Below are 23,167 nucleotides of genomic sequence, written 5' to 3'. Positions count from 1 at the left end.
TGAAACGATGAGAACATTAACAATGCGTGCAGCAATTTTGGAAGCATTATCCGAAGAAATGGAACGCGATGAAAAAACGGTATTATTTGGCGAAGACGTTGGCAAATTTGGTGGAATTAATGCAGTTACAAAAGGATTGTATGAGAAGTTTGGGAATAAACGTGTATTCGATACACCCATTGCGGAATCAACCATTGTGGGAGCGGCATTAGGTATGGCAATTACAGGTTTGCGCCCGATACCGGAATTACAGTTTGGCGATTTTGTAGGCATCGCATTTGATGAAATATTTAATAAATTAGGTAAATGGCGCTATATGCATGGTGGGTCGATGGAAGTCCCGGTTACACTAAGATTGCCAATTGGTATTGCTGGAGGAGCAGGACCCGAACATTCACAAAGTCCTCAAGCATTATTTATGCATGGGCCGGGACTACACATTGCCATTCCCTCCACCCCATACGATGCTAAAGGTTTACTTAAAACAGCCATACGAGATAATAATGCTGTCCTTTTCTTCGAACATAAAGTCTTGTATGACTTAAAAGGTGAAGTGCCTGAAGAGGAATATCTCATACCTTTAGGCCAAGCGGATGTAAAAAGAGAAGGATCAGATGTAACAATTATTGCAACAGCTCTTCAAGTTCATACTGCTTTAGATGCAGCTGAATCTTTAAGCAAGGAAGGAATCGAAGTTGAAGTCGTTGATCCAAGAACATTAGCCCCACTTGATAAAGAAACGATATTAGGATCAGTTCGGAAAACAGGCCGTGTACTCATTGTACACGAAGAACCAAAAACAGGGGGATCAGGTGCGGAATTGGCCGCTCAAATATCCGAAGAAGCAATTTTTGACTTACAGGCACCTGTTAGGAGAATTGGAGGTCCAGATGTTCCGATTGCCCAAAGTCTACATTTAGAACAATTCTATCGCCCGAGTGAACAACAAATTATTGATACGGTGATGGAATTAATGGAATATTAAGTTTATCTGAATAAAAAAAAGATTGGACAGGGGTGGGAAAATGAACGAAGTAAAAATGCCTCGTTTAGGGGTGACCATGCAGTCAGGGAAAATTGCTGAATGGTTAAAAGAAGAAGGAGATTACGTCGAGAAAGGCGAAGAACTATTTGTATTGGAAACAGAAAAATCAACAGTGGAAATTGAAGCGCAAGTATCAGGTGTACTTAAAAAAATACTCATCCAAGAAGAAATCGAAGTCCCGATAAACGAAGTCATCGCAATTATAGGGGAACCGGACGAAGTGATTGATTTAAGCAAATATGAAAAACAAGCCCCATCCATAAGGGAAAATAGCGAAGAGCCCGCCGATTCTCTAAATAATGCAGGATCAGACCGCCCGAAACCGTCAGGAAAAGTTATGCCAAGGGTCAGGAAATTGGCCAAAGAATTGGGCGTTTCTCTAGATTCTGTCACTGGAACTGGAAAGGGAGGTATGATTACAGAAGAGGATATTCGAAATGCTAGTTCAATTCGTTCACAAGGGAACGAATTTAGGGAAACAATTGAATTGAATAATATTAAGAGAGAAATGTCAAAAAATATGTTAAACAGTTGGAGAAATATTCCACAATTTACTCAAATTGTCAGTGTAAACATGGAAAAGGTATTAGAAGTAAAATCAAAGCTGGATGGAGTAACAATAAATGATCTTCTCGTCAAAACGGTAGGCACGATCGCTGACAAATACCCCATAGTAAATAGTAAGCTAGAGGATAATAAAATATTAGTTTTTAAAGAGGTAAACATATCAGTCGCGGTGTCTTCCAAACAGGGGTTAGTTGTACCGGTTGTGAAGGAAGTAAACAAAAAAGGAGTCGATGAAATTTCAAAAGCAATCAAACAATTGTCTGAAGAAGCCGAAGCGAACCAACTGTCCCCTGATGACTTTTCTGGAGGTACAATTACAGTCTCAAACTTAGGGAGTTTGGGGATCGAATCAGGTACGCCAATCATAAATATCCCCCAGTCAACGATTGTTTTTGCTGGGGCAATACAAAAAACTCCCGTGGTGGATGAAAACGATGAGATTGTTGTGAAACCAATGATGAAATTATCCATTTGTTACGATCACCGTTTTATTGATGGGGTAGCCGGAGCGAAATTTACGAACGAATTGAAGAATGCTTTAGAGAACTTAACGATTGAAGAAGTAGAGTAATAGGGAACCGGCGGTTCCCTATTCTCGGTTCACAGGAATAAGCGGGAACAAAAATTAGTTTTTCTTTTTGGAGGAGTTGGCAGCATGTCGAATGTATTTTTATTTAAAAGTCTTTCCCAACCTTCTCAAGACATTTCTTCAAAGGCGATGTCAACAAAACGGGCATGGTTCAATTATTTTCAAAAAGGGATTGATCTCGGACAAGTCAGGTATATTATTATGCGTTCTTGGAAGAGATCCCAGCGCCACGGCATAAATCCAAATAACCAGGAAGCGCCTGTAGTATATAAAGGAAAAGTCATTGCAGAAAGAATTAATAAAAACAAAGAACTATTGCATTTAATTCGTCCCTTCATGGATGACCTTTATGAAATTGTGAAAGGGACAGATAGTGTACTGGCTTTTTCTGATCGTGACGGGGTCGTTCTGGAATTATTCGGCGATAGTGAAATTGCCGTGTCGGCAGCTTCTGTTAATTTTAAAGTCGGCGTAGATATGAGAGAAGAAGTTACAGGAACGAATGCCATAGGTTTGGCGATAAATGAAAAGAGACCCATTCAAGTCTTTTCTGCCGAACATTACTGTCTAGCTTGGCATGAGGCTAATTGTTCAAGCGCCCCAATTATGGATCCCTTTTCCAATGAATTGATCGGCGTGATAACCCTTGTTGGATATTATAAATCGGCCCATCCCCATTCTTTGGGGTTGATTACAACTGCTGCCAACACGATCATGCAATTAATCCATCAACAAGGATTGGAAAAGGAAAAGTATCTTTTAAATAATTATTTCAGTGCTGCGATGGACTCGATTTCGGACGGCCTGGTCATTGTTAATCGATATGGTGAAATTGTAAAGTTGAATGCTGTCGCCGCCCACCTTTTAAAAGTTCCAACAACTTCATGCTACAAAAATGTGCTGAAAGAATTCGATTATTTGAAACCACTGCTCCGTTCCATTCAGGAAACAATAAATGGCAACGACATTATTACTAAAAAAGAACTGAATATCCCTTCCAAAGAGAAATTTACGATTTTGTTCACCGCAAGGAGAATTACTGTCAATGAGGAATGCTTGGGCATCATTCTGATTTTAAAGAAAGAGTTGACTTCTGGCGTACGTGAACAAATTGCTGCCAAATACCAATTCTCGTCATTGATTGGCAAAAGTGATAAGTTTTTACATACGATTCAATTAGCAAAGAAAATGGCAAAAACAGATAAAAGCATCTTAATCTCTGGTGAAAGTGGAACAGGGAAAGAACTATTTGCCCAAGCGATTCATAATGCTAGCTCACGGAAAGACGGTCCTTTTATAGCGGTAAATTGCGCGGGAATTCCAAAAGAATTAATCGCGAGCGAGCTCTTTGGCTATGAAGAAGGTTCATTTACAGGTGCGGTAAAAGGCGGAAAAAAAGGCAAGTTTGAAGCGGCCAATGGCGGAACAATATTTCTCGATGAAATTGGAGATATGCCTTTAGATTTGCAGGCTCATTTACTAAGGGTGCTTGAAGAAAAAGAAGTAACACCCGTTGGCTCCAATAATCCAAAACCTTTAGATATTCGTGTCATAGCCGCTACCAACAAAGATTTATTTCTCATGGCAAAAGAAAATAAATTTCGCCTTGATTTGTTTTACAGGCTGAATGTTCTTTCCCTGACAATCCCTCCTTTAAGAGAAAGAACGGAAGATTTTACACAATTTATCGAAAAGTTTTTGCCGGAAAAAACAATGTCACCCTCGCTTTTAAACGAATTTTACAAATATGACTGGCCTGGAAACGTTCGTGAACTCCAAAACGTTTTAGAACATATTGATGTCATGTGCGAAGATAGAGTTGTAACTGCCGAACATTTGCCGTTCTATCTCAAAGAACAGCTAATCGTAACGAAAGAAGAAATGCCAATCCATAAAGTATTTACGAAAAAAGCAGAAAAGGAATCAATCATTTGGGCTCTAAGGGAGAGCGCGAGTGTTGCCGAGGCAGCGGAAAAGCTGCAAGTGTCGACAAGTACGCTATACCGATGGATTAAGCAGCACGGCATTTCTGTGAAAGAGGAATTGAAAAAGGAATGAGGAATATCTATCCAAAGCGCATCCACGAGGTGCGTCAATCGCTGAACACTGAAAAATAGAAAGGAAGGGAAATCATGGACCATTTAAAAACCCCAGAATTATCGTTTGTTTTTAATATGGAGCTTCGAGTTGAAAATCCTTATTTACCCGGGGAAACGCCGACAGGGAATAAAAGGATCATCAGGGTTTCTGGGGGTGAATTCGAGGGCGAAAAAATTAGAGGAAAAGTGACCCCGGGAGGAGATGACTGGATAACAGTCCGAAAAGACGGAACAATTATTCAGGATGTCCGCATCCTCTTGGAGACAGATGACAACGAACTGATTATGATGACATACCGGGGAATAAGGACTGGTCCCGAAAGCGTATTGGCTCGTTTGGATAACAATGAAGAGGTCGATCCAGAAGAATATTATTTTAGAACAGTGCCAGTATTTGAAACATCGTCAGAAAAATATGACTGGATGAATAAAACAGTTTTTATTGCCACTGGTAAACGATCAAAAGGTAAAGTGAATTATTCAATATTTGCAGTGGAATAAACAGAAGGGAATGTTTTTGTGGGGAACTCCTTTATAAGGATACATAAGCATGGGCTGCCCGATTGTAACTTAAGAGGGCAGCCCTATGTACTTTAAGCAAAATGTTGGTCTTTCAAAATTCGCTCCAGCTCTTCCGCATGATGCGTTTCATCCGTGATCATGTCTTCTAGTTTGGTAACAAGTTCTGTTAAGCCAAGATCTTCAGCTTGCTTTTTCCGTGTTTCGTAGCGATCGATCGTATCTTTTTCCGCTTTAAGCGCTTCTTCTAGCATTTCTTTAACATCAGTAACTTGTCTAACCTCGGCAGGTGTCGTTGTTGGCGTACCACCGAGTGTTTGTATTTTTTCAGCCAAGTAAAGCGCGTGGCCTTGTTCGTCTGCAATTTCGCCTTCAAAAAAAGGTTTCAGTGTTTGGCGGTATAACCCATTTACTGTTGCCGCGTAGTAAGTGTACTGTATTGCTGCTGCGTATTCGTTCGCTAAGTCCTCATTTAAACCATCGATTAAATCTTGCATCTCTTTTTCCATTCAAATACTCCCTTTCCCAAAATTTTTTAAAATGCAAAAGTGAAATCGGTCTTTTTCGCCAATTTCAACTAATCTGGCCTCTGATTTCTGACCTCTGTAATGTAGAGTACCCTTTTTAGCATAACATTAAACAATTTTTTCCTCCATTTGTTAACGAAAAAGATTTCCTTAATTTCATAAGGTCAAAAAAATAAAAAAATGTTATAATGAAAGTCAGAATAAGGATTAACTTGCAATCCGAAATAATTTTTTGTGATATAATGACAAAATGAATACTGAAATTAAGGAGGAACTAACAAATTGGCTAATTACTCAGCGTATCATCCTTACCCATCAGCAAGACATAGTACATATGCCAAAAACGGTATGGTTGCAACGTCGCAGCCTTTAGCTGCACAGGCAGGGCTTGATATCCTAAAAAAAGGCGGTAATGCCATTGATGCTGCAATTGCAACGGCTGCTTGTTTAACAGTTGTTGAACCGACATCAAATGGGATTGGCGGTGACGCATTTGCTCTCGTTTGGGTAAAAGGGGATCTTCACGGGTTGAATGCAAGTGGTTTTGCGCCGAAAAATATTAGTATCGATAAGTTAAAAGAAGCGGGTTATGATGAGATACCTGAAACAGGCTGGGCTCCTGTTACTGTTCCAGGCTTGCCGTCAGCATGGGCGGCATTGTCAAAGCGTTTTGGGAAGCTGCCTTTAACCGAAGTGTTGAAACCGGCGATTGATTATGCCGAGAACGGTTACCCACTTTCAAGAACGCTTGCTAGAGTATGGAAGCAGGAATATCGCAGGTTCAAACAATTATTGGACGGGGAAGAGTTTGAAAGCTGGTTTGAAACTTTCGCTCCAAATGGCCGTGCCCCTGAAATTGGCGAGGTTTGGGCGTCTCCGGGACATGCTTCTACTTTACGATCGATTGCTGAAACGAATGCCGAATCGTTTTACAGAGACGAACTAGCGGAGAAAATTGCTAAATTTTCCAAGGAACATAACGGTTATCTCACTGCCGATGATTTAGCAGAATATTACCCTGAATGGGTTGATCCGATCAATGTCAATTATCGCGGCTATGATGTATGGGAAATTCCTCCAAACGGCCAAGGGCTCGTCGCTTTGCAGGCGCTGAATATTTTGGAAGGCTTTGATTTTCCTGTGAAAGACAGCGTGGATACGTATCACAAACAAATTGAAGCAATGAAATTGGCATTTGCAGATGGAGGAAAATACATTGCCGACAGCAGGTATATGTCTCAAGATATTAATGGGTTGCTTTCGAAAGAGTACGCTGCGCAAAGACGTCGTTTAATAGGCGAGGAAGCATTAATGCCTGAAGCAGGGAAGCCGCCTAAAGGTGGTACGGTGTATCTCGCGACGGCAGATAGTGAAGGAAATATGGTCTCCTATATCCAAAGCAATTACATTGAATTTGGTTCGGGGCTTGTTGTACCTGGAACAGGAATCAGCCTGCAAAACCGGGGACACAGTTTCTCCTTTGATCCGAATCATGACAATGCGCTGGAACCTAGGAAAAGACCTTATCATACCATCATTCCTGGCTTCTTGACGAAAGACAATGTTGCGGTTGGTCCGTTCGGTGTCATGGGTGGATTTATGCAGCCTCAAGGCCATTTGCAAGTGGTTATGAATAAAATTGATTTCGATTTAAATCCACAAGCATCATTAGACGCACCTCGCTGGAAATGGGTGGAAGGCAAAACGGTGGAGTTGGAACATTCTGTACCAAACCACATTGCTCTTGCGCTCAAAGATCGCGGCCATGATGTTCGTATTGCTCTTGAACCGTATAGCTTCGGTCGCGGACAAATTATTTGGCGCGATCCGGAAACAGGTGTCCTTACAGGTGGAACAGAACATCGTACGGATGGTATCGTTGCAGCGTGGTAATCTATTATGTTATGAAAAATAACCCCTGTCAGCAAGGTTATTTTACCTCGCGGGAGGGGCTTTTCTATTTCTATCTCGGACGCAGTCTTTAAGCATTTAAGAATGGGGAAATTGTTTCCCTATTCCACACTTTGCAGCAGCGCATCTCCCTTTTTTCCTACACGAAGGTAGGCGAATTCTGCTTCATTTTGCAACTTCATTCCTTCTCCTTCAGGAACGAAATAGCTTTCTGTTCCATAAATCACTTCGCCCGGACCGTTCATTTTCCCGTTTATGATGACATCACCAGGCTGTTTTTCGTAAGGGCGGTTCCATTCTCCATTTTCGTAAACGTAGCCCGCATAGTCATAAAGATTATCTTCATTTTCTCGAAGGACGATTTTCACTTTCTCATTCCAAGTTGAAGGATCATCCAGGTCAGGAATGGTTGAAATGTCATATCGTAACGTGACGTAATCCCCTTGAAGCAAGGAGCGTGGGTCAACAGGTACGAGCTTTACTTTAATTAATGTTCCTTCTTTTAACAACGTTTCATTTGTGATGGATTGATAGGTGACAAATCCGACTTGCAGTAACACAACAGCCAGAATGAGTGCCCACTTTTGTTTGAAGCGTGGAAGTTTATCTTCTGTCTTGGCCATTCTCTTTTCAAAATAAATTGTAACGGCGAGAATGACAAGACCAAGAAATAAAAACAACAGCGATTTATGAATCAGTTTCCATAAATATTCGTAATATTTATACCCAATAAATAAAAACCAAAAAATAAAACTCGTTAGCCATTCCCACCTTCTCGTATCCCGATTCAATGCGAAAAGGCAAATGGTTGTGATGAGAAAGAAACTGATATTATAAACGATGCTCAACCAATTTGAGACATCGATTATTGTAAGCGTAATAAACGACAGGTAGGCAAGAATGAGTGCCGTATAATGCGTTGCTTTGTCCTTTTTTTGTAAATAGTAGTACACCCCATTCAAGACAAGCAGGCTAACGGTCACACCGTGAACCAAAAACCACTCGAACATGATGGAACCAAACACAAGATTCAAAAGCAAATAGAGAAAGACTCTCATGCCTTTTTGTTTCATAACATAAATGGCGAAACAGACAAGGGCTAATAGTAGCAAACGATAAAAAAACAGATCATGAAAGAGGCCGGTGCTTACTGCAAGCAGGAAACCCGTAGCTAAAAGTGTATAAGTAATTTGAACTGGCCAATTTGTTAATAATCCAGGGAGAATAAGTGCAATCACTGCAAAGAAAAATAAAAAATCAATTGAACTTTCAGGAAACATTAAGAAAAAGAGGCCAGATATCGCGCTTGTCGCAAACAAAGTTGCAATAAATGTAACCAATATTGTAATCAAAGATTTAATAAGTTTATTCATTGGATTTGCACTAATGTACTTCACAGCAATCACACTAAGGAAAACGAGGGCAGCGGCTAAAAGGAGAAAGAAAAATAAAATCCATTCTCCGAAGTAATCGGCAATCCAGTTAAAACCTTTTATGACGAGATAGATGGTTGCAGACACACCATGTAAAGTAAGCAGCACGCGGTTCGCTTTCATTTTGGACCAGTAATAAAATCCAATCGCCAAAACGATAACGTATAAGCCATTGCTTATCAACTTATAAAGTGGCAGCTCGGCAATGACGGTTAAGAAAATGAAAACGTAATGAAAGACGGCAAACGCCCCGTATTTCATTGTTTTAGAATGGAGGATCGGTTCACTTGCATAAAAAATAACGGCATTCAAAAGAATAACGCCAAACAGCATCCAAAAATATTGATGCTCATTCCAATTCGCAAAATAAGTGGACGGCGTTAAATAAAAATAAATCATTAGGTGCAATAAAATAAAGCCGAGAATATAAAAAGGCTCATATCTCGTAATCAATGAAAAAAGCAACACTGGAATAAGCCAGACTAAAAACAACAAATAACTGTCCGCATGAGAATTGTAGATTTGACCAATGAGTGCAACCGATAATCCAAATACGATACTTGTCGCAATCAGCATCCAATCACTTAGAAACCGCTGATGTTTCACTACATTCACTAAAAGAATATGCAGTCCATAAAAAAGTAAAATGAGCGCAATGCTTAAACAAACTTTCGTTATGCGATCAAATCCTTGCCAATTCGAAGCAAAGAAATAAAAAATGCTTGAAAGAAGAAGACTGATTCCTAACAAATAACCGGTCTTGATTCCTTTTACATCCAAATCATTTCCCCCTTTTACGATCAGTATATACGCTAATTTTCAGAAAATATATAGAAAAAAAGAAATCGGTCTTTTTCGCCGATTTCTACTAGTCTGGCTTTTGAACTCTAACTTTTTATAAAAGGATAAGTCTAAATTGGCAATTCGCCAGTTTAGACCAATCGCACCTCTCACGCGAATGCGTTTTTCTTAAAGTATGTATTGGTCAATCTGCTTTACAAGACTGAATACTTCCGGTTTGCTTACTTGCGCGTCAGCTCCAACACGTTCTCCTTTATGTTTTAAGTCATTTGTAATAAGAGAAGAGAAAATAATAACAGGCAAGACGTTGAACCTTTCATCCTCTTTAATTCTCTTTGTTAAATGATGTCCATCCATCTTAGGCATTTCAATATCTGTAATCACGAGCTGAATTTCATTTTGGATGTCGCCTTTTTTTGCGTATGCTTCAAGCTTTTCATAGGCTTCAGAGCCATCTACACAAAATTCGAGGTTTGCGTAGCCAACCTCCTCAAGTGTTTCCCGCAACAGTTCTCTCAATAAAGCGGAATCTTCCGCGATCAGTATTTTCTTCGCTGAACGTTCCCTTTTTCCAACGGTTTTAATCCGATCTTTCGTTATGCCTGTATGAGGGTTAATATCGAATATAATTTTTTCAAAATCGGGAAGTAGAATCATATCTTCATCAAAGTGAATAATACCTGTGATTAGGCCTTCAAGATCTTTTGCCAAATCATTTGGCTGTTCGATGGCTTCCCATGAAAAGCGGTCGATTCGGGCAACATTTTCAACATGAAAGGCTACTTTTAACTGGTTGAATTCCGTGATAATCAGTTTTTCCGATGGCTTCCCAGCGCTCACAGGCAAGCGAAGCACGTTTGCCAAATGAACGACAGGCACGACTTCACCGCGAAGTGAGACGACTCCTTCGATATTTGGGTGGGAAAATGGAATTTTCGTTGCAGGAAAAAAAGGTATAATTTCTCTAACTTTTATCACGTTAATGCCAAAACGACTGTTGGCGATCGTAAATTCAACGATTTCTAATTCATTCGTTCCACTTTCAAGCAGGATCCCTTTGTTAGTCTGCATATGTATTTCTCCTTTCTATTACGCTCTTATTCTTTATATCGGCAGTTTCATTGAAACCGTTATAGCGTAACAGATGAAGGGAGAAAAATTAGGATTAAAAACCGGCGAACTGCCGGTTTTTGGTTGCGATATTAGTAAACGTAAGCTGCACCAACGATAATCAACAAAATGAACAAGACGACGATTAGCGCGAAACCAGCACCAGCACCATAGCCGCCGCCGTAGCCGCCGCCTCCATATCCGTAGCCCATTAACGTTCACCACCCTTCTTGGTTTACTTTAAATTATGGAAAAAAAGGTGGAGACGAAACGGGTATTAGCCGGCTAGTCGGCAATTTGTGCGAATACCCAGTTTAACATTGGCCGCTTGCGGTTACTTAGTTATTATCAAGTTCTTCCCTGAAGACCGAATACGTTTTCACATAAGCTTTCCCTGTAAACAATTCCTGTGGTACGTTAATGCCCGAGGTGGAAGGTTTCGTTAAACCAAATTCTGGAGAGTTTTCGAATCGTCGATAGTCACCAGATGAATCCCACATGCTCAGGATGATAAATGAATCACTTTTTATCGGTTTTAAAACTCTGACAGCAAGGCATCCGGGTTGCTTTTCGATCATCTCAGCGCGTATCTTCGCCTCATATAGAAAGATATCCTTGTGTTCCTGCGTAACGGGAACGTTATTTATCACAGCGAAAGTGGCTCTTTCAAAACTTCCGCTCGCTTTTTCAATTGCATAGGTTTTGCCGCTTTGAAAAAGGCTCTTTCCTTCTTTTTCCACAATAAGGATGGATGAACCGCCGCCATCCAATAGGTAAATATCGTATTTATTTTGATACTTTTCATAAATTGACTTTAAAAAATCATGTGTGCCATACGTAATAAAAAAATTCATATTGCCAACCTCCTAACAATTTCCTTTTCTTTACTATCGTACCCTTACATGGAATAATAATAAACAGGGTAAATAACGTTTAAAGGAGCACAAAAACAGGTCGAGAGGGAGGAACTAAGGTGAAACCCCTTTCTTTTCTTCGAAAACACCAATTGTTATTTTTGGCAATTTTTTTATTTTGGGTGAAAGCTTACATTGTTCAAAGGTTCTGTTTTAATACGCCGACAGAAGGTGTGCTTCAAGGGCTTCTTTTGTTGGTCAACCCTTTAAGCTCCGCTTTATTGCTTTTTGGGATCAGTTTGTTTTTTTCGGTAAAATGGCGCAAACTGACGATCATTCTTATTAGTTTACTAAGTTCAATGATTTTATATTCAAATGTCATTTATAATCGATTTTTTAACGATTTTATTACACTTCCAACACTGTTCCAAACGAATAATATGGGTGATTTGGGCGGCAGTATTTTTACGCTTGTTCAAGCAACGGATCTTTTTCTTTTTGCTGATGTTGCTTTTCTTTTGATCATTGTTAGATTCGTAGAATTCCCAATCACTTTAGCTACGAAAAAACAAATTAATACTATCTTTGGGAGCGCGCTCGCATTGTTTGCATTCAACCTCGCGTTATCTGAAATCGAACAGCCTCAATTATTAACAAAATCTTTCGATCGCTCAATGATCATTCAAAACATTGGTGTCATTAACTTTCATATTTACGATCTTGTGATGCAATCAACGGTTAGAGTCCATAAAGCGCTAGCAAAGAGTGACGTTTTTTACGAAGTGGAAAATTTCGTTAACGACTTGCATGGGGAACCAAATCCATCATTTCGGGGAAAGGCGAAAGGAAAAAATGTTTTTATCATTTCTCTTGAATCCATGCAAAGTTTTGTGTTGAATCGAAAGATGGAAGGGCATGAGATCACCCCATTTCTAAATGACTTAATGAAAGAAAGCTACTACTTTCCAAATTTTTATCACCAAACGGGACAAGGAAAAACGTCTGATGCGGAATTTCTTGTTGATAATTCGTTATATCCGCTTCCAAGCGGGGCTGTCTTTTTTACGCATGCTGAAAATGAATACAACGGATTGCCCGAAATTATTTCTAGGGAAGGATACTACCCGGCCGTTATGCATGCCAATCATGCAAGCTTTTGGAATCGGGACATCATGTATGACGCATTAGGCTACAAACGATATTTTTCCGCAGATGATTTTGAAATCAATGAAAACAATTCAGTCGGATGGGGCTTGAAAGATATTGACATGTTTGAGCAATCAATCGCCCATTTGACATCATTGCCGGAACCTTATTATGTGAAGTATTTAACCATTACGAATCATTTTCCTTACGCTTTGGAGAAAGAAGATGAATTTATCCCCCAATGGACATCAACAAGTGAAACAGTCAATCGCTATTTCACAACGGTTCGGTATACAGATGAAGCGGTGAAGCGTTTTTTTCAACGTTTGAAGGAAGAAGGCGTATATGAAAATGCCATCTTCATTTTTTACGGAGACCATTACGGGATATCTGAATACCATAATAAGGAATTGGGGGAATTTCTAGGGAAGGAAATTACTCCGTTCGAGTCTGTGCAGCTCCAAAGGGTTCCATTGCTTATTCATATTCCGGGGGAGCAAGGCGGGACATTCGATACGATTGGCGGACAAATCGATCTGAAGCCGACGATTTTAAATTTGCTCGGGATTGATGAAGGAGAAGACCTTTCGTTTGGCAATGACTTGTTTTCCAATGAACGTCCCGGTTTAGTTGTGCTTCGAGACGGAAGCTTTATTACAGAAAAGTATATTTATACGAAAAACAAATGCTACGATAAATCGAATGAATCTGAAATAGAGATTGAAGCGTGTGAACCTTTCATAGAAGAAGCCCAGCTTCAGCTTGATCAATCCGACAAAGTGATTTACGGTGATTTACTAAGGTTCTACGAAAATAAATAAATACTTAATTTTGGCAGGCCATTCTTTTGGCCTGCTTTTACTCTGGCTTCCGGTTTCTGGCCTCTGACCTCAGTTAAACCCACACCTCTCCATTGTGATTGGAATATGCTATTGCGAGTCAATGAATATGGGAGGTGAATGGGTGAGTCTTTTTAAATCAGCTCGCTTTTGGATGATTATACTTATCTCAGTACTTTCCCTTTCATTTATAGTATGGAGCATAAACCTTTCGGATAAGGACGATGATTCTGATTCAAATAATGGGGGAAACGGGAGCGGGCAAGAGATTTTATGGGGAGTGGATTCCGCTACGTACACGACCAAAGAGTTTTATGAGTGTGTTGTCGACAACTTTGGGAAACCAGATGCTTGGGGGAGATATATCGGTTCAAAGAAAGGCGTATCATCTGGATTAGATCAAGACGAGATTGACTTTTTACACGAAAAAGACATCCCAATTATCCCAATTTACAACCATTTTACTGATGCAACCGGATATGACAACGGAAAAAATGAGGCTAAAAAAGCAATAGAAATTGCGAAAGAGCTTGGGATAAAAGAAGGCGTCTATTTATTCGCGGATATTGAGCCGGAATATCCTGTCGATTCCGCATTTATTCAAGGCTGGACAGATCAACTTGCCTCTTCACCATATAAATCGGGGATATATGGCGTTTTTGATGAAGGAAGCAATCTTTTTAAAGCTTTTGAAGCAGCAGCTTCTGAAAATGACAAAGTTGCAAAAGAGGTTGTTGTTTGGACGAGTTACCCTCAAGAAGGGGTGACAAAAAAAGACAATGCACCAAAGTTTAACCCTGAGGCACCTAAATCAGCGAATGCGCTAATCTGGCAGTACGGGCTAGATGATGAAACCTGTAATATTGATACAAATTTGCTTCGTGAAAAAATGCTGGAAGGGCTTTGGTAACTTAGAGGTTAGAGTAAGAGTCAGCTGTTCGCTGACTCCTTTTTAATTAAGAAAGTTTAAATTTGCTTTTCCGCAAATTTAAGGCCCACAGGAGGCGGGTCACACAGACGTTGCCGCACAATGTGGCGTTCTTATTCTGTGTAAGCCGTTTGTTTTTCTTTTGGGATCTTTTTCAGAAGTTTTTCAGTGATGAGGTTTGCGTTCTTTTCTTGTATATGGGCGCCATCATAAAATGCTGTAAGGGAACCATCGTATTTTTTTACTCGATCGAAATTTTCGAAGGTAAAGTTATTGTATTCAGCTTCCAAGTCGTTTAAGTAGGCGACAAGTTTTTGGGAAATTTCATCATAACCGCGTGTTTTTCGCAAATCATTAATGAGATCGTCATGCAATGTTGTAATAAAAGAGACGACTTCAATGTCATTTTCCTTGGCAATTCTAAGGAAATCAGTAAAGTATTCTTGGCGATTCTCACTTAATCGTGTGTATCCCTTAAACCGATCGCGATATTTTTCAATGTAATCTTCTATTTTGGCATCGTAATTATCTTCCGTTACTTTGTCTTCTTTTTTCGAGTAATGCAAGAAACCATTTTTATCATACGAAGTCGAGGGATCCGGATAATCTGTTGCAGCGTAATATAAGCTTCTAACTGTACCCGCTGTCTCGTCATACGAAAGCAAGGCGGTCAACTTATCTTTCAATGAAACTTTATCTTCTTTTTTTAAATATTTCGCAAGTGTATTGTTAAATAACAGCCGTTCATCTATCGGTGCCGTATTGTGAAACGCTTCAACATCAATACCTAAAAGGATAATCTTTGGTTTTACCTTTAAATCTTCAAGGGCATAGCGAAGCATGACATAATAATCCTCGGCTTGAGCTGAATTGACACCGGCGTTAAATGAAGTAAGCCCGGTCTTTTTTTTGATAAAATCTGGGTCAAGTTTCATAGAACGGCTTGATCCGAGAATGAGAACATCAGGGTTTTCTTCAAAATTTTCAAGAAGGGCAGCTTTATCGCTGCGTCCTGTCCAAACGAGGGAAGGCAAAACATGCGATTTATATTTACCAAGCGGATTTACGGCATAGTTTAAAGCCATCACACCGCCCGTAATAAAAAGGGAAGCGAGAATAACGGTAATGGCCATTCTTTTCCAAGACAAGCGAAATCCCTCCTTTAAATGGTTCGAAAAGATTTTTTAGAACTGAAAATATAGAAACTCCGCTTTTCGATTAATAAATAAAATCGCCGCGATTAATAGTCCTGTTATGAGCATAGCCCATTTCCAATTTGGCTTTAATCGCTTTGAAAATTCAATTGTGTTCGGGGCGAAGCTTACCCATAAATATAAGCCGATTAAAACAACGAGCTCTGTCAACCCTTGTGGAAAGTACTCCAGTTTTCCAAATTCAATGCCATTGAAACCGGCCATTCCCTTTAATACCTTTACTGCGTCGTTCACTGTTTCAGCACGGAAGAACACCCATCCGACGACAACCGCAACAAAAGTGAGTATACGGGCAGGTGTAAATGAGAACAATGAAAAGAAATAAGAAGATCGGGATGCAGCAATTTCAACAGCGCTTGATTTTACAGGGAAAAGTTTCTTTTTAATGTCCCTGTACAAATGATTGATAACATTGTATAAGCCGTGAAGCGCTCCCCATATGACAAACGTCCATCCTGCACCATGCCATATGCCGCCGAGAAGCATCGTAATAAAAAGATTCATATATTTACGAGGCTTTCCTTTTCGGTTCCCGCCAAGGGGAATATAAAGATAGTCTTTTAAAAAAGCGGATAGTGTCATATGCCACGAACGCCAAAAGTCAATAATGGAATTTGCCTTATAGGGTGAAAAAAAGTTAATCGGCAGCTTAATGTTGAACATTAACCCTAATCCAATTGCCATTTCCGAGTAGCCGGAAAAGTCAAAGTAAAGCTGAAACGTGTAAGCGAGCGCTGAACCCCATGCTTCAAAAAAAGTTAATGACGCTGCTTCATCAAAGCCTGGAGTGGCCCATAGTGCGACAGAATCAGCAATGACAACTTTTTTAAACAAGCCCGAAGAAAAAATAAACAGGCCGAGCGCAAGATTTTCATAGTTTATATTGAACACTGTTTGTTGTTGAAATTGCGGGATGACATCTTTGTGCTGGACGATCGGGCCAGCGATTAACTGTGGAAAGAAAACAACGAACAATGTGTAGTTCAGGAAGTTGTAATCTTTCGTAAGCCCCCGGTTTGAATCAACGAGAAAACCAATCTGCTGGAATGTAAAAAATGAAATCGCAAGAGGCAGGATAACCTCAAGAAGCGGCACCGAAGTACCGAATAAACGATTCACATTTTCCAAAAAGAAATCAACATATTTGTAATAACCAAGCAGTCCAAGGTTTACGGCGATTCCGAAAATCAATATTTTTTTATTTGGCTTCCTTGAGAGTAGTTTTCCAACCGCAAAGTTGAAGGCAATGCTAAAGAACAAAAGCAATACGTAGCGGTAGTCCCAATACGCGTAGAAAAAAATGGAAGCGGCGACTATCACCACTTTTGCAGCTGTAAACCATTTAAATTTAGCAAAGATAAAATAAATTAAAAATGTAATTGGTAAAAACACAAAGATAAACTCAAATGAATTGAACAGCATCGTTGTGTCTCCTTTCAGAGCAAACAAAAGAAAAAAGAAACTAATTACTTTTACCCTTTTTTCAAAAAACAAAACGTATGTGTACTCTAAAAATATCAAAAAATCCTTCTAAAGTGAGGGTTTTTGGTATAAAATCGCCATTTGTAAACGAAGATTAACCTTTGTAGCATAGCCGTAAAATACGGATGATCCGTACGTGAATCTATGAACGAATCGTCAAAATAAACGATTTCATGACATTTGAAGCGGAATTGTATACAACAAGCAAGCGAGCGGCTATAGTGGAGATGACATGGATAAGAACAAAGACGCTGACGCGTCCTTACTTGGAGTTAGATGTGAGAAGTTGGATTTGTAGAAATCGGCGAAAAAGACCAATTTCACTTATTTTAATCGTCAGAGTTCAGAGACCGGATTTGTTTAAATTTGTGAAAGAGAAAATTTATACTTTCTTATTTCGTGGAAAGGTGTGGCAGAATGACAAAATTCAACGATACATTTTTAAAGGCCTGTCGAGGAGAACAAACGGATTATGTGCCGGTATGGTTTATGCGCCAAGCTGGCCGAACGCAGCCTGAATATCTTAAAATTAAAGAGAAATATTCTCTTTTTGAGATTACTCATCAACCTGAACTGTGTGCGCGGGTGACGAGGCTTCCAATTGACGAATACAATTACGGGGTAGATGCAGCAATTTTATATAAAGATATTATGACTCCGCTCCCCGCAATCGGCGTCGATGTTGAAATTAAGCCGGGGGCTGGTCCTGTTATTGCCAATCCCATTCGCTCGAAGCAAGACGTAGAAAGATTAGGCGAAATAGACCCGGAGAATGATGTTGATTACATACTTGATACGATTAAACTTTTGCGTGAACAATTGACAGTTCCGCTTATCGGGTTTAGCGGAGCGCCATTTACGCTTGCAAGTTATATGATCGAAGGCGGTTCATCACGAAACTACCACAAGACAAAAGCTTTCATGCACGGAGAGCCGGAAGCCTGGTTTATGTTAATGGATAAACTTGGCGACATGGTTATTTCTTATGTAAGAGCACAAATTAAGGCTGGGGCGCAAGCCATTCAAATTTTTGACTCTTGGGTCGGAGCGGTAAATCGGCAAGACTACCGTAAATATATGAAACCAGTAATGGAGCGTATTTTTAATGAATTAAGGGTCGAAGGAGTTCCGCTTATTATGTTCGGTGTCGGCGCGAGCCATCTGGCAGAGGAATGGGCAGACTTGCCTCTCGATGTCGTTGGATTGGACTGGCGCCTGCAAATTAAAGAAGCTCGTGAGAAAGGCATCACAAAGGCGCTGCAAGGAAATCTTGATCCTTCCTTTTTGCTTGCACCTTGGCCAGTTATTGAAGAAGAGGTTAAGCGGATCCTCGATCAAGGCATGGAACAGCCCGGTTATATCTTCAACTTAGGTCACGGTGTGTTCCCTGAAGTGAATTACAAAACATTAAAACGCTTGGCAGAATTTGTCCACGAATATACGTTACGTTAAGAGAAACGTCATGACGTTTCTCTTAACAGAAGTCGGAGGTCAGAGGCCAGACTGGTTGAAATCGGCGAAAAAGCCGATTTCCGTAAATTCAACTTCCAATTTCTAACATCTAGAACGAAAGGTATGATGGAACGATGCGAAAAATCGGATTGCTTGTGATGGCATATGGAACACCACGAAAACCGGAAGAAATAGAGCCTTATTACACTCATATCCGCCACGGGCGCAAGCCTTCTCCTGAAGCACTGCAAGATTTAACAGAACGCTATGAAGCTATCGGCGGTGTCTCACCTCTTGCAAAAATAACAGAAGAACAAGCAGAAAAACTGGAATCGGCATTAAATGAGAGAAATAGCGATGTACAGTTCAAATCTTATTTAGGTTTAAAACATATCGATCCATTCATTGAAGATGCTGTAAGCGAAATGCATAAGGATGGCATTGAAGAGGCGGTAACTCTCGTACTTGCGCCTCATTATTCGACGTTCAGCGTAAAATCGTATAACAGCAGGGCGGTTGAAGAAGCAGGAAAGCTCGGCGGACCGAAAATTCACACGATAGACAGCTGGTACAAAGAAGAAAAATTTATCGGCTACTGGGCAAGCCAAATCAAAAAGACATTTCAGGAAATCCCTGAAGCAGAAAAGGACAAAACGGTCGTCATTTTTTCGGCACACAGCTTGCCAGAAAAAATATTGCAATATGGCGATCCGTATCCTGATCAGCTGCAGGAAACAGCTGATTTGATTGCTGAAAAAGCCGGAATTCCCCATTATGCAATTGGCTGGCAAAGTGAAGGAAACACGCCAGACCCATGGATCGGTCCTGATGTGCAAGATTTGACAAGAAATTTATATGATCAAAAAGGCTATATCAACTATGTTTACTGTCCTGTCGGATTTGTAGCCGATCATTTGGAAGTTCTGTATGACAATGATTACGAGTGTAAAGTCGTCACGGACGAGCTTGGCGTGAACTACTTCAGGCCTGAAATGCCAAATGCAAAAGACGAATTTATTGATGCACTTGCAACTGTGATTGAAAAAAAATTATCGGAAATTGAGCGTGGGGAAGCATGACCGCCGAAAGAAAAAAAGTTGCGATAATCGGGGGAGGAATAACAGGCCTCTCCGCAGCTTTTTACTTATATAAAGAAGGAAATATGGATTTCACGCTATTTGAGGCTACCGATCATCTCGGCGGAAAAATTCAAACGGTAAAACACGAAGGTTTTACGATTGAAAGAGGCCCGGACTCTTTTGTTGCACGCAAAAAAAGTGCTTCAAAGCTGGCAGCCGATGTAGGGCTTGAGTCAGAACTTGTTGGCAATTATAAAGGGCAGGCATTCGTGTTGAATAATGATACGCTTTATCCCATTCCTGGCGGAGCGATTATGGGTATCCCGACAGAACTCGGACCGTTCATTGAGACGGAATTGTTTTCTGCTTCTGGAAAGGCAAGAGCAGCACTTGATTTTATTTTGCCAAGAACCGGAAGGGAAAATGAAGATCAATCACTCGGTGGCTTCTTTCGAAAACGGCTCGGAGATGAAATCGTAGAAAATTTGATTGAGCCGCTTCTTTCCGGAATTTATGCCGGCGACATTGACCGATTAAGTTTAATGTCGACCTTCCCGCAATTTTACGAAGTGGAACGAAAATATCGCAGTTTAATTTTAGGCATGAAAAAAACGACGCCTGCACCGAAAAAGCAAGAAGAAGGCGCTAAAAAACCGAGCAATTTTTTAACGTTAAAAAACGGACTTGAATCACTCGTTAAAGCAATTGAGAATGCACTTCCACCTGAATCAATACGGAAAAAAACGGCAGCTGAGTCTCTTAGGAAATACGATAAAAAGTATGAACTTCGATTATCAAGTGGAGAAAAAGAACGTTTTGATGCCGTTTTAATTACAACCCCCCATATGACAGCTAGAAAATTGCTTGAAGATTATTCGTTTATGGGCATTTTGCGTGACATTCCGACAACAACAGTGGCAAATGTTGCGATGGCGTTTGATGAAGAGAAAGTAAACCTTACGAAAGACGGTACTGGATTTGTTGTTTCACGAAATGCCAATTATACGATCACAGCATGTACGTTTACCCACAGAAAATGGCTTCATACAACGCCTAACGGGAAAGTCCTGCTTCGTACGTATGTTGGCAGGCCAGGGAATTCAGAAATCGTTGAAGCGACTGATGAAGAAATCATTGACGTGTCTTTACACGATTTAAATCGACTCATAGATATAAAAGGAAGGCCGGATTTTTATTTTGTAACGAGGTGGAGAGAAGCGATGCCACAATATACGGTCGGTCACCAATTTCGGATTCAAGCTGTAAAGGAAAATTTGGCAAAACAGCTCCCAGGAGTATTTTTGGCAGGCTCATCCTATGAAGGCGTCGGCATTCCGGATTGCATTGACCAAGGGATTGATGCAGTGAAGAAAATAACGGAATATATGAAAGGATAGAAGGAGTTTCTGATTTTTCGGAGCTCTTTTTTCTTTACTTTGTAGGAAGAATTTTTGTTATAATGAAAGAGAATTTTAAGTTTACAGAATCTTTTTTATTATAAAAAGTTAGGAGTTGTTAGATTATGGGTATGATTAACTCAATCACAGGAAAACTTGATCCATCTGAACTTGGCTGTACACTAGTGCATGAACATCTACGTACACGTTCTGAATCTGTTTTCGCCCAATTTCCACACCTATATGATGAAGAGAATGAATTTCAAAAAGCAGTTGAACAAGTAAATGCTGCAAAAGACAGAGGTGTCCAGACGATTTGTGATCCGACGGTAATGGAGCTTGGACGTGACATCCGGTTTATGGAAAAAGTAGCCGTTGCAACAGGGATGCAAATTATCGCGGCGACGGGAATCTATTCTTATCATTACATACCACCCCATTTTCAAAATAGAAGTATTGATTATATGGCGGATTTGTTTGTTAGAGATATTGAAGTTGGCGTCCAAAATACATCAATCAAAGCCGGCTTCCTTAAATGTGCAACAGACGCACAAGGCATGACGAGAGACGTTGAGAAAGTGATCCGTGCTGTTGCAAGGGCACATCACAAAACAGGCGTTCCAATCATGACCCACTCTCATCCAGCGAGCGGAACAGGGCTTATGCAGCTTGATATTTTGGAAGAAGAAGGCGTCAATCCGAACAATGTTCTCATTGGGCACTGTGGAGATACGGATGATGTTGATTATATTCTTAGAGTCATTGATCGAGGGGCATATGTTGGGATGGACCGTTACGGAATTTTGCGAATGATCGATACGGAAAGCAGGAATGAGACCGTGATTGAGCTAGCGAAAAGAGGATATGCCGACCGAATGTTTTTGTCTCAAGACTATTGTTGCACAATCGATTGGTATGAACCGGAAGCCGTAAAAAAAGTAAACCCTGATTGGTCATTTACGTTTATCTTTGATAAAATTATCCCTGAATTAAAAAGAAATGGCGTAACAGAAGAACAGATTCATACGATGATGTTCGAAAATATTAAAAGCTGGTTTGGAGGACAGGATGGAAGCAAAACTATTCACACCATACACGATAAAGGATCTTACACTGAAAAATAGAATTGTCATGTCTCCGATGTGCATGTATTCCTGCGAAAACCGCGATGGAAAAGTGATGGATTGGCATCGTATTCATTACCCGACGCGTGCGGTTGGGCAAGTAGGCCTCGTCATCGTGGAAGCGACAGCCGTAATGCCAGAGGGAAGAATCTCTGATTATGACCTCGGCATATGGAGTGACGAACATGTTGATGGATTGAAAGAACTAGTCAAACTCATTCATGCACAAGGCGCTGCCGCCGGCATTCAAATTGCTCATGCCGGCCGGAAAGCGGAAGACACCGATGAACCTCTCGCACCGTCAGCCATCCCATTTGAAGAAGGAATGAAAACACCGAAAGAAATGGCAAAAGAGGATATCGAACGGACAATTTTTGCTTTTAAAGAAGCGGCACGAAGGGCAAAAGAAGCCGGATTTGACCTCATCGAGCTCCACGGAGCGCACGGTTATTTAATTAATGAGTTTCTATCTCCATTAACGAATCAACGAACCGACGAATACGGAGGCAATGCTGAAAATCGCTATCGCTTTTTAGAAGAAGTAATTAATGCTGTTAAAGAAGAATGGGAAGGACCGCTATTTGTCCGAATCTCTGCGTCAGATTATCACGAAGAAGGAAACACACCTGATACATATGTGAACTATGCGAAAAAAATGAAGGAACAAGGCGTTGATTTAATTGATTGCAGCTCTGGTGCTGTTGTACCTGCAAAGATAAACGTCTTTCCGAGTTATCAAGTGCCTTTTGCCGACAAAATACGGAAAGAAGCAGGCATTGCAACAGGAGCAGTCGGGATGATTACAACAGGGGGACAAGCGGAAGAAATCCTTCAAAACGATCGGGCCGATCTCATTTTTGTCGGCCGTGAACTCCTAAGAAGTCCTTATTGGGCACTAACAGCAGCAAAGGAATTAAATTACAATATTCAATCACCTGTGCAATATGAGCGCGGGTGGAGAGTGACGAAGTTTTTGAAGAAGTGAATCAAAACCACCCGTGTGAACGGGTGGTTTGCTCTACGGCTGAAAGCCTTTGTTACTGGCCAGCCC

19 protein-coding genes are annotated in these 23,167 nt (G+C 40.4%); 12 read left to right on the top strand and 7 right to left on the bottom strand.

Annotated features, from left to right (window positions below; all coding sequences use genetic code 11):
* Positions 1-7: 7 nt before the first annotated feature.
* From DCC39_RS09120 to DCC39_RS09105, 4 genes are all read left to right on the top strand, one after another.
* Positions 8-985: an alpha-ketoacid dehydrogenase subunit beta gene (locus DCC39_RS09120; RefSeq protein WP_116554631.1), complete on the top strand. Its 978-nt coding sequence runs from the start codon at positions 8-10 to the stop codon at positions 983-985.
* 40 nt (positions 986-1,025) lie between these two features.
* Positions 1,026-2,183 carry a dihydrolipoamide acetyltransferase family protein gene (locus tag DCC39_RS09115; protein ID WP_116554583.1) on the top strand — a complete coding sequence of 386 codons (1,158 nt, stop codon included), beginning with the start codon at positions 1,026-1,028 and terminating at the stop codon, positions 2,181-2,183.
* Between the two features lie 84 nt (positions 2,184-2,267).
* On the top strand, positions 2,268-4,259 hold the full coding sequence (locus DCC39_RS09110; RefSeq protein ID WP_116554582.1) for a sigma-54-dependent Fis family transcriptional regulator: 1,992 nt from the start codon (positions 2,268-2,270) through the stop codon (positions 4,257-4,259).
* Between the two features lie 74 nt (positions 4,260-4,333).
* The gene (locus tag DCC39_RS09105; protein ID WP_116554581.1) at positions 4,334-4,801 is read left to right on the top strand and encodes a DUF3237 domain-containing protein; all 468 of its coding nucleotides are present in this window, start codon (positions 4,334-4,336) and stop codon (positions 4,799-4,801) included.
* 92 nt (positions 4,802-4,893) lie between these two features.
* Here the strand turns inward: DCC39_RS09105 and DCC39_RS09100 are convergent, their stop codons facing one another.
* Positions 4,894-5,328 (bottom strand): ferritin-like domain-containing protein, encoded by a 435-nt coding sequence (locus DCC39_RS09100; RefSeq protein WP_116554580.1) that lies wholly within the window; start codon positions 5,326-5,328, stop codon positions 4,894-4,896.
* Between the two features lie 366 nt (positions 5,329-5,694).
* Here DCC39_RS09100 and DCC39_RS09095 point away from each other — a divergent pair, with 366 nt between their 5' ends.
* Complete coding sequence (locus DCC39_RS09095; protein ID WP_116554630.1) at positions 5,695-7,239, top strand: gamma-glutamyltransferase family protein; 1,545 nt, start codon at positions 5,695-5,697, stop codon at positions 7,237-7,239.
* A gap of 119 nt (positions 7,240-7,358) precedes the next feature.
* On the opposite strand, the gene DCC39_RS09090 is transcribed toward DCC39_RS09095, so the two are convergent.
* From DCC39_RS09090 to DCC39_RS09075, 4 genes are all read right to left on the bottom strand, one after another.
* Complete coding sequence (locus tag DCC39_RS09090; protein ID WP_116554579.1) at positions 7,359-9,470, bottom strand: GDYXXLXY domain-containing protein; 2,112 nt, start codon at positions 9,468-9,470, stop codon at positions 7,359-7,361.
* 189 nt (positions 9,471-9,659) lie between these two features.
* Positions 9,660-10,562, bottom strand: coding sequence for a chemotaxis protein (locus tag DCC39_RS09085; RefSeq protein WP_116554578.1), 903 nt, complete (start codon positions 10,560-10,562; stop codon positions 9,660-9,662).
* 131 nt (positions 10,563-10,693) lie between these two features.
* The gene (locus DCC39_RS09080; protein WP_116554577.1) at positions 10,694-10,813 is read right to left on the bottom strand and encodes a YjcZ family sporulation protein; all 120 of its coding nucleotides are present in this window, start codon (positions 10,811-10,813) and stop codon (positions 10,694-10,696) included.
* A 126-nt stretch (positions 10,814-10,939) separates the two neighbouring features.
* Positions 10,940-11,455, bottom strand: coding sequence for an antibiotic biosynthesis monooxygenase family protein (locus DCC39_RS09075; RefSeq protein WP_116554576.1), 516 nt, complete (start codon positions 11,453-11,455; stop codon positions 10,940-10,942).
* A 119-nt stretch (positions 11,456-11,574) separates the two neighbouring features.
* Between DCC39_RS09075 and DCC39_RS09070 the strand changes: the two genes are divergently transcribed.
* Both DCC39_RS09070 and DCC39_RS09065 read left to right on the top strand, forming a co-directional pair.
* Positions 11,575-13,422 (top strand): LTA synthase family protein, encoded by a 1,848-nt coding sequence (locus tag DCC39_RS09070; protein WP_116554575.1) that lies wholly within the window; start codon positions 11,575-11,577, stop codon positions 13,420-13,422.
* 142 nt (positions 13,423-13,564) lie between these two features.
* The gene (locus tag DCC39_RS09065) at positions 13,565-14,350 is read left to right on the top strand and encodes a glycoside hydrolase domain-containing protein (RefSeq protein ID WP_165820816.1); all 786 of its coding nucleotides are present in this window, start codon (positions 13,565-13,567) and stop codon (positions 14,348-14,350) included.
* A gap of 131 nt (positions 14,351-14,481) precedes the next feature.
* Here the strand turns inward: DCC39_RS09065 and DCC39_RS09060 are convergent, their stop codons facing one another.
* Entirely contained in the window at positions 14,482-15,516 is a 1,035-nt protein-coding gene (locus tag DCC39_RS09060) for a DUF1574 family protein (RefSeq protein WP_116554573.1), read from the bottom strand.
* Between the two features lie 36 nt (positions 15,517-15,552).
* Positions 15,553-17,004 carry an MBOAT family O-acyltransferase gene (locus DCC39_RS09055; protein WP_116554629.1) on the bottom strand — a complete coding sequence of 484 codons (1,452 nt, stop codon included), beginning with the start codon at positions 17,002-17,004 and terminating at the stop codon, positions 15,553-15,555.
* A 477-nt stretch (positions 17,005-17,481) separates the two neighbouring features.
* Here DCC39_RS09055 and hemE point away from each other — a divergent pair, with 477 nt between their 5' ends.
* The 5 genes from hemE (at position 17,482) to namA (ending at position 23,101) form a co-directional block, all read left to right on the top strand.
* A complete protein-coding gene (gene hemE, locus DCC39_RS09050; protein WP_116554572.1) occupies positions 17,482-18,516 on the top strand; it encodes a uroporphyrinogen decarboxylase in 1,035 nt (344 codons plus the stop codon).
* 134 nt (positions 18,517-18,650) lie between these two features.
* Positions 18,651-19,595: a ferrochelatase gene (gene hemH / locus DCC39_RS09045; RefSeq protein ID WP_116554571.1), complete on the top strand. Its 945-nt coding sequence runs from the start codon at positions 18,651-18,653 to the stop codon at positions 19,593-19,595.
* Positions 19,592-20,992 (top strand): protoporphyrinogen oxidase, encoded by a 1,401-nt coding sequence (hemY, locus tag DCC39_RS09040; protein WP_116554570.1) that lies wholly within the window; start codon positions 19,592-19,594, stop codon positions 20,990-20,992. The genes hemH and hemY overlap by 4 nt, the downstream gene beginning before the upstream one ends.
* A gap of 125 nt (positions 20,993-21,117) precedes the next feature.
* Complete coding sequence (locus DCC39_RS09035; RefSeq protein ID WP_116554569.1) at positions 21,118-22,116, top strand: phosphotriesterase family protein; 999 nt, start codon at positions 21,118-21,120, stop codon at positions 22,114-22,116.
* A complete protein-coding gene (namA, locus tag DCC39_RS09030; protein ID WP_116554568.1) occupies positions 22,061-23,101 on the top strand; it encodes an NADPH dehydrogenase NamA in 1,041 nt (346 codons plus the stop codon). The genes DCC39_RS09035 and namA overlap by 56 nt, the downstream gene beginning before the upstream one ends.
* The last annotated feature ends 66 nt before the right edge of the window (positions 23,102-23,167 follow it).

Source organism: Pueribacillus theae (genome assembly GCF_003097615.1).
Taxonomy (GTDB): Bacteria; Bacillota; Bacilli; order Bacillales; family UBA6769; genus Pueribacillus; species Pueribacillus theae.
This window is presented reverse-complemented; position numbering and strand designations above follow the sequence as displayed.

What these genes read in the sequence shown, in the direction of transcription:
- DCC39_RS09120 (WP_116554631.1), top strand. Translation starts at nt 8, where the DNA reads ATGAGAACATTAACAATGCGTGCAGCAATTTTGGAAGCATTATCCGAA.
- DCC39_RS09115 (WP_116554583.1), top strand. Translation starts at nt 1,026, where the DNA reads ATGAACGAAGTAAAAATGCCTCGTTTAGGGGTGACCATGCAGTCAGGG.
- DCC39_RS09110 (WP_116554582.1), top strand. Translation starts at nt 2,268, where the DNA reads ATGTCGAATGTATTTTTATTTAAAAGTCTTTCCCAACCTTCTCAAGAC.
- DCC39_RS09105 (WP_116554581.1), top strand. Translation starts at nt 4,334, where the DNA reads ATGGACCATTTAAAAACCCCAGAATTATCGTTTGTTTTTAATATGGAG.
- DCC39_RS09100 (WP_116554580.1), bottom strand. Translation starts at nt 5,328, where the DNA reads ATGGAAAAAGAGATGCAAGATTTAATCGATGGTTTAAATGAGGACTTA.
- DCC39_RS09095 (WP_116554630.1), top strand. Translation starts at nt 5,695, where the DNA reads ATGGTTGCAACGTCGCAGCCTTTAGCTGCACAGGCAGGGCTTGATATC.
- DCC39_RS09085 (WP_116554578.1), bottom strand. Translation starts at nt 10,562, where the DNA reads ATGCAGACTAACAAAGGGATCCTGCTTGAAAGTGGAACGAATGAATTA.
- DCC39_RS09080 (WP_116554577.1), bottom strand. Translation starts at nt 10,813, where the DNA reads ATGGGCTACGGATATGGAGGCGGCGGCTACGGCGGCGGCTATGGTGCT.
- DCC39_RS09075 (WP_116554576.1), bottom strand. Translation starts at nt 11,455, where the DNA reads ATGAATTTTTTTATTACGTATGGCACACATGATTTTTTAAAGTCAATT.
- DCC39_RS09055 (WP_116554629.1), bottom strand. Translation starts at nt 17,004, where the DNA reads ATGCTGTTCAATTCATTTGAGTTTATCTTTGTGTTTTTACCAATTACA.
- hemE (WP_116554572.1), top strand. Translation starts at nt 17,482, where the DNA reads ATGACAAAATTCAACGATACATTTTTAAAGGCCTGTCGAGGAGAACAA.
- hemH (WP_116554571.1), top strand. Translation starts at nt 18,651, where the DNA reads ATGCGAAAAATCGGATTGCTTGTGATGGCATATGGAACACCACGAAAA.
- hemY (WP_116554570.1), top strand. Translation starts at nt 19,592, where the DNA reads ATGACCGCCGAAAGAAAAAAAGTTGCGATAATCGGGGGAGGAATAACA.
- DCC39_RS09035 (WP_116554569.1), top strand. Translation starts at nt 21,118, where the DNA reads ATGGGTATGATTAACTCAATCACAGGAAAACTTGATCCATCTGAACTT.
- namA (WP_116554568.1), top strand. Translation starts at nt 22,061, where the DNA reads ATGGAAGCAAAACTATTCACACCATACACGATAAAGGATCTTACACTG.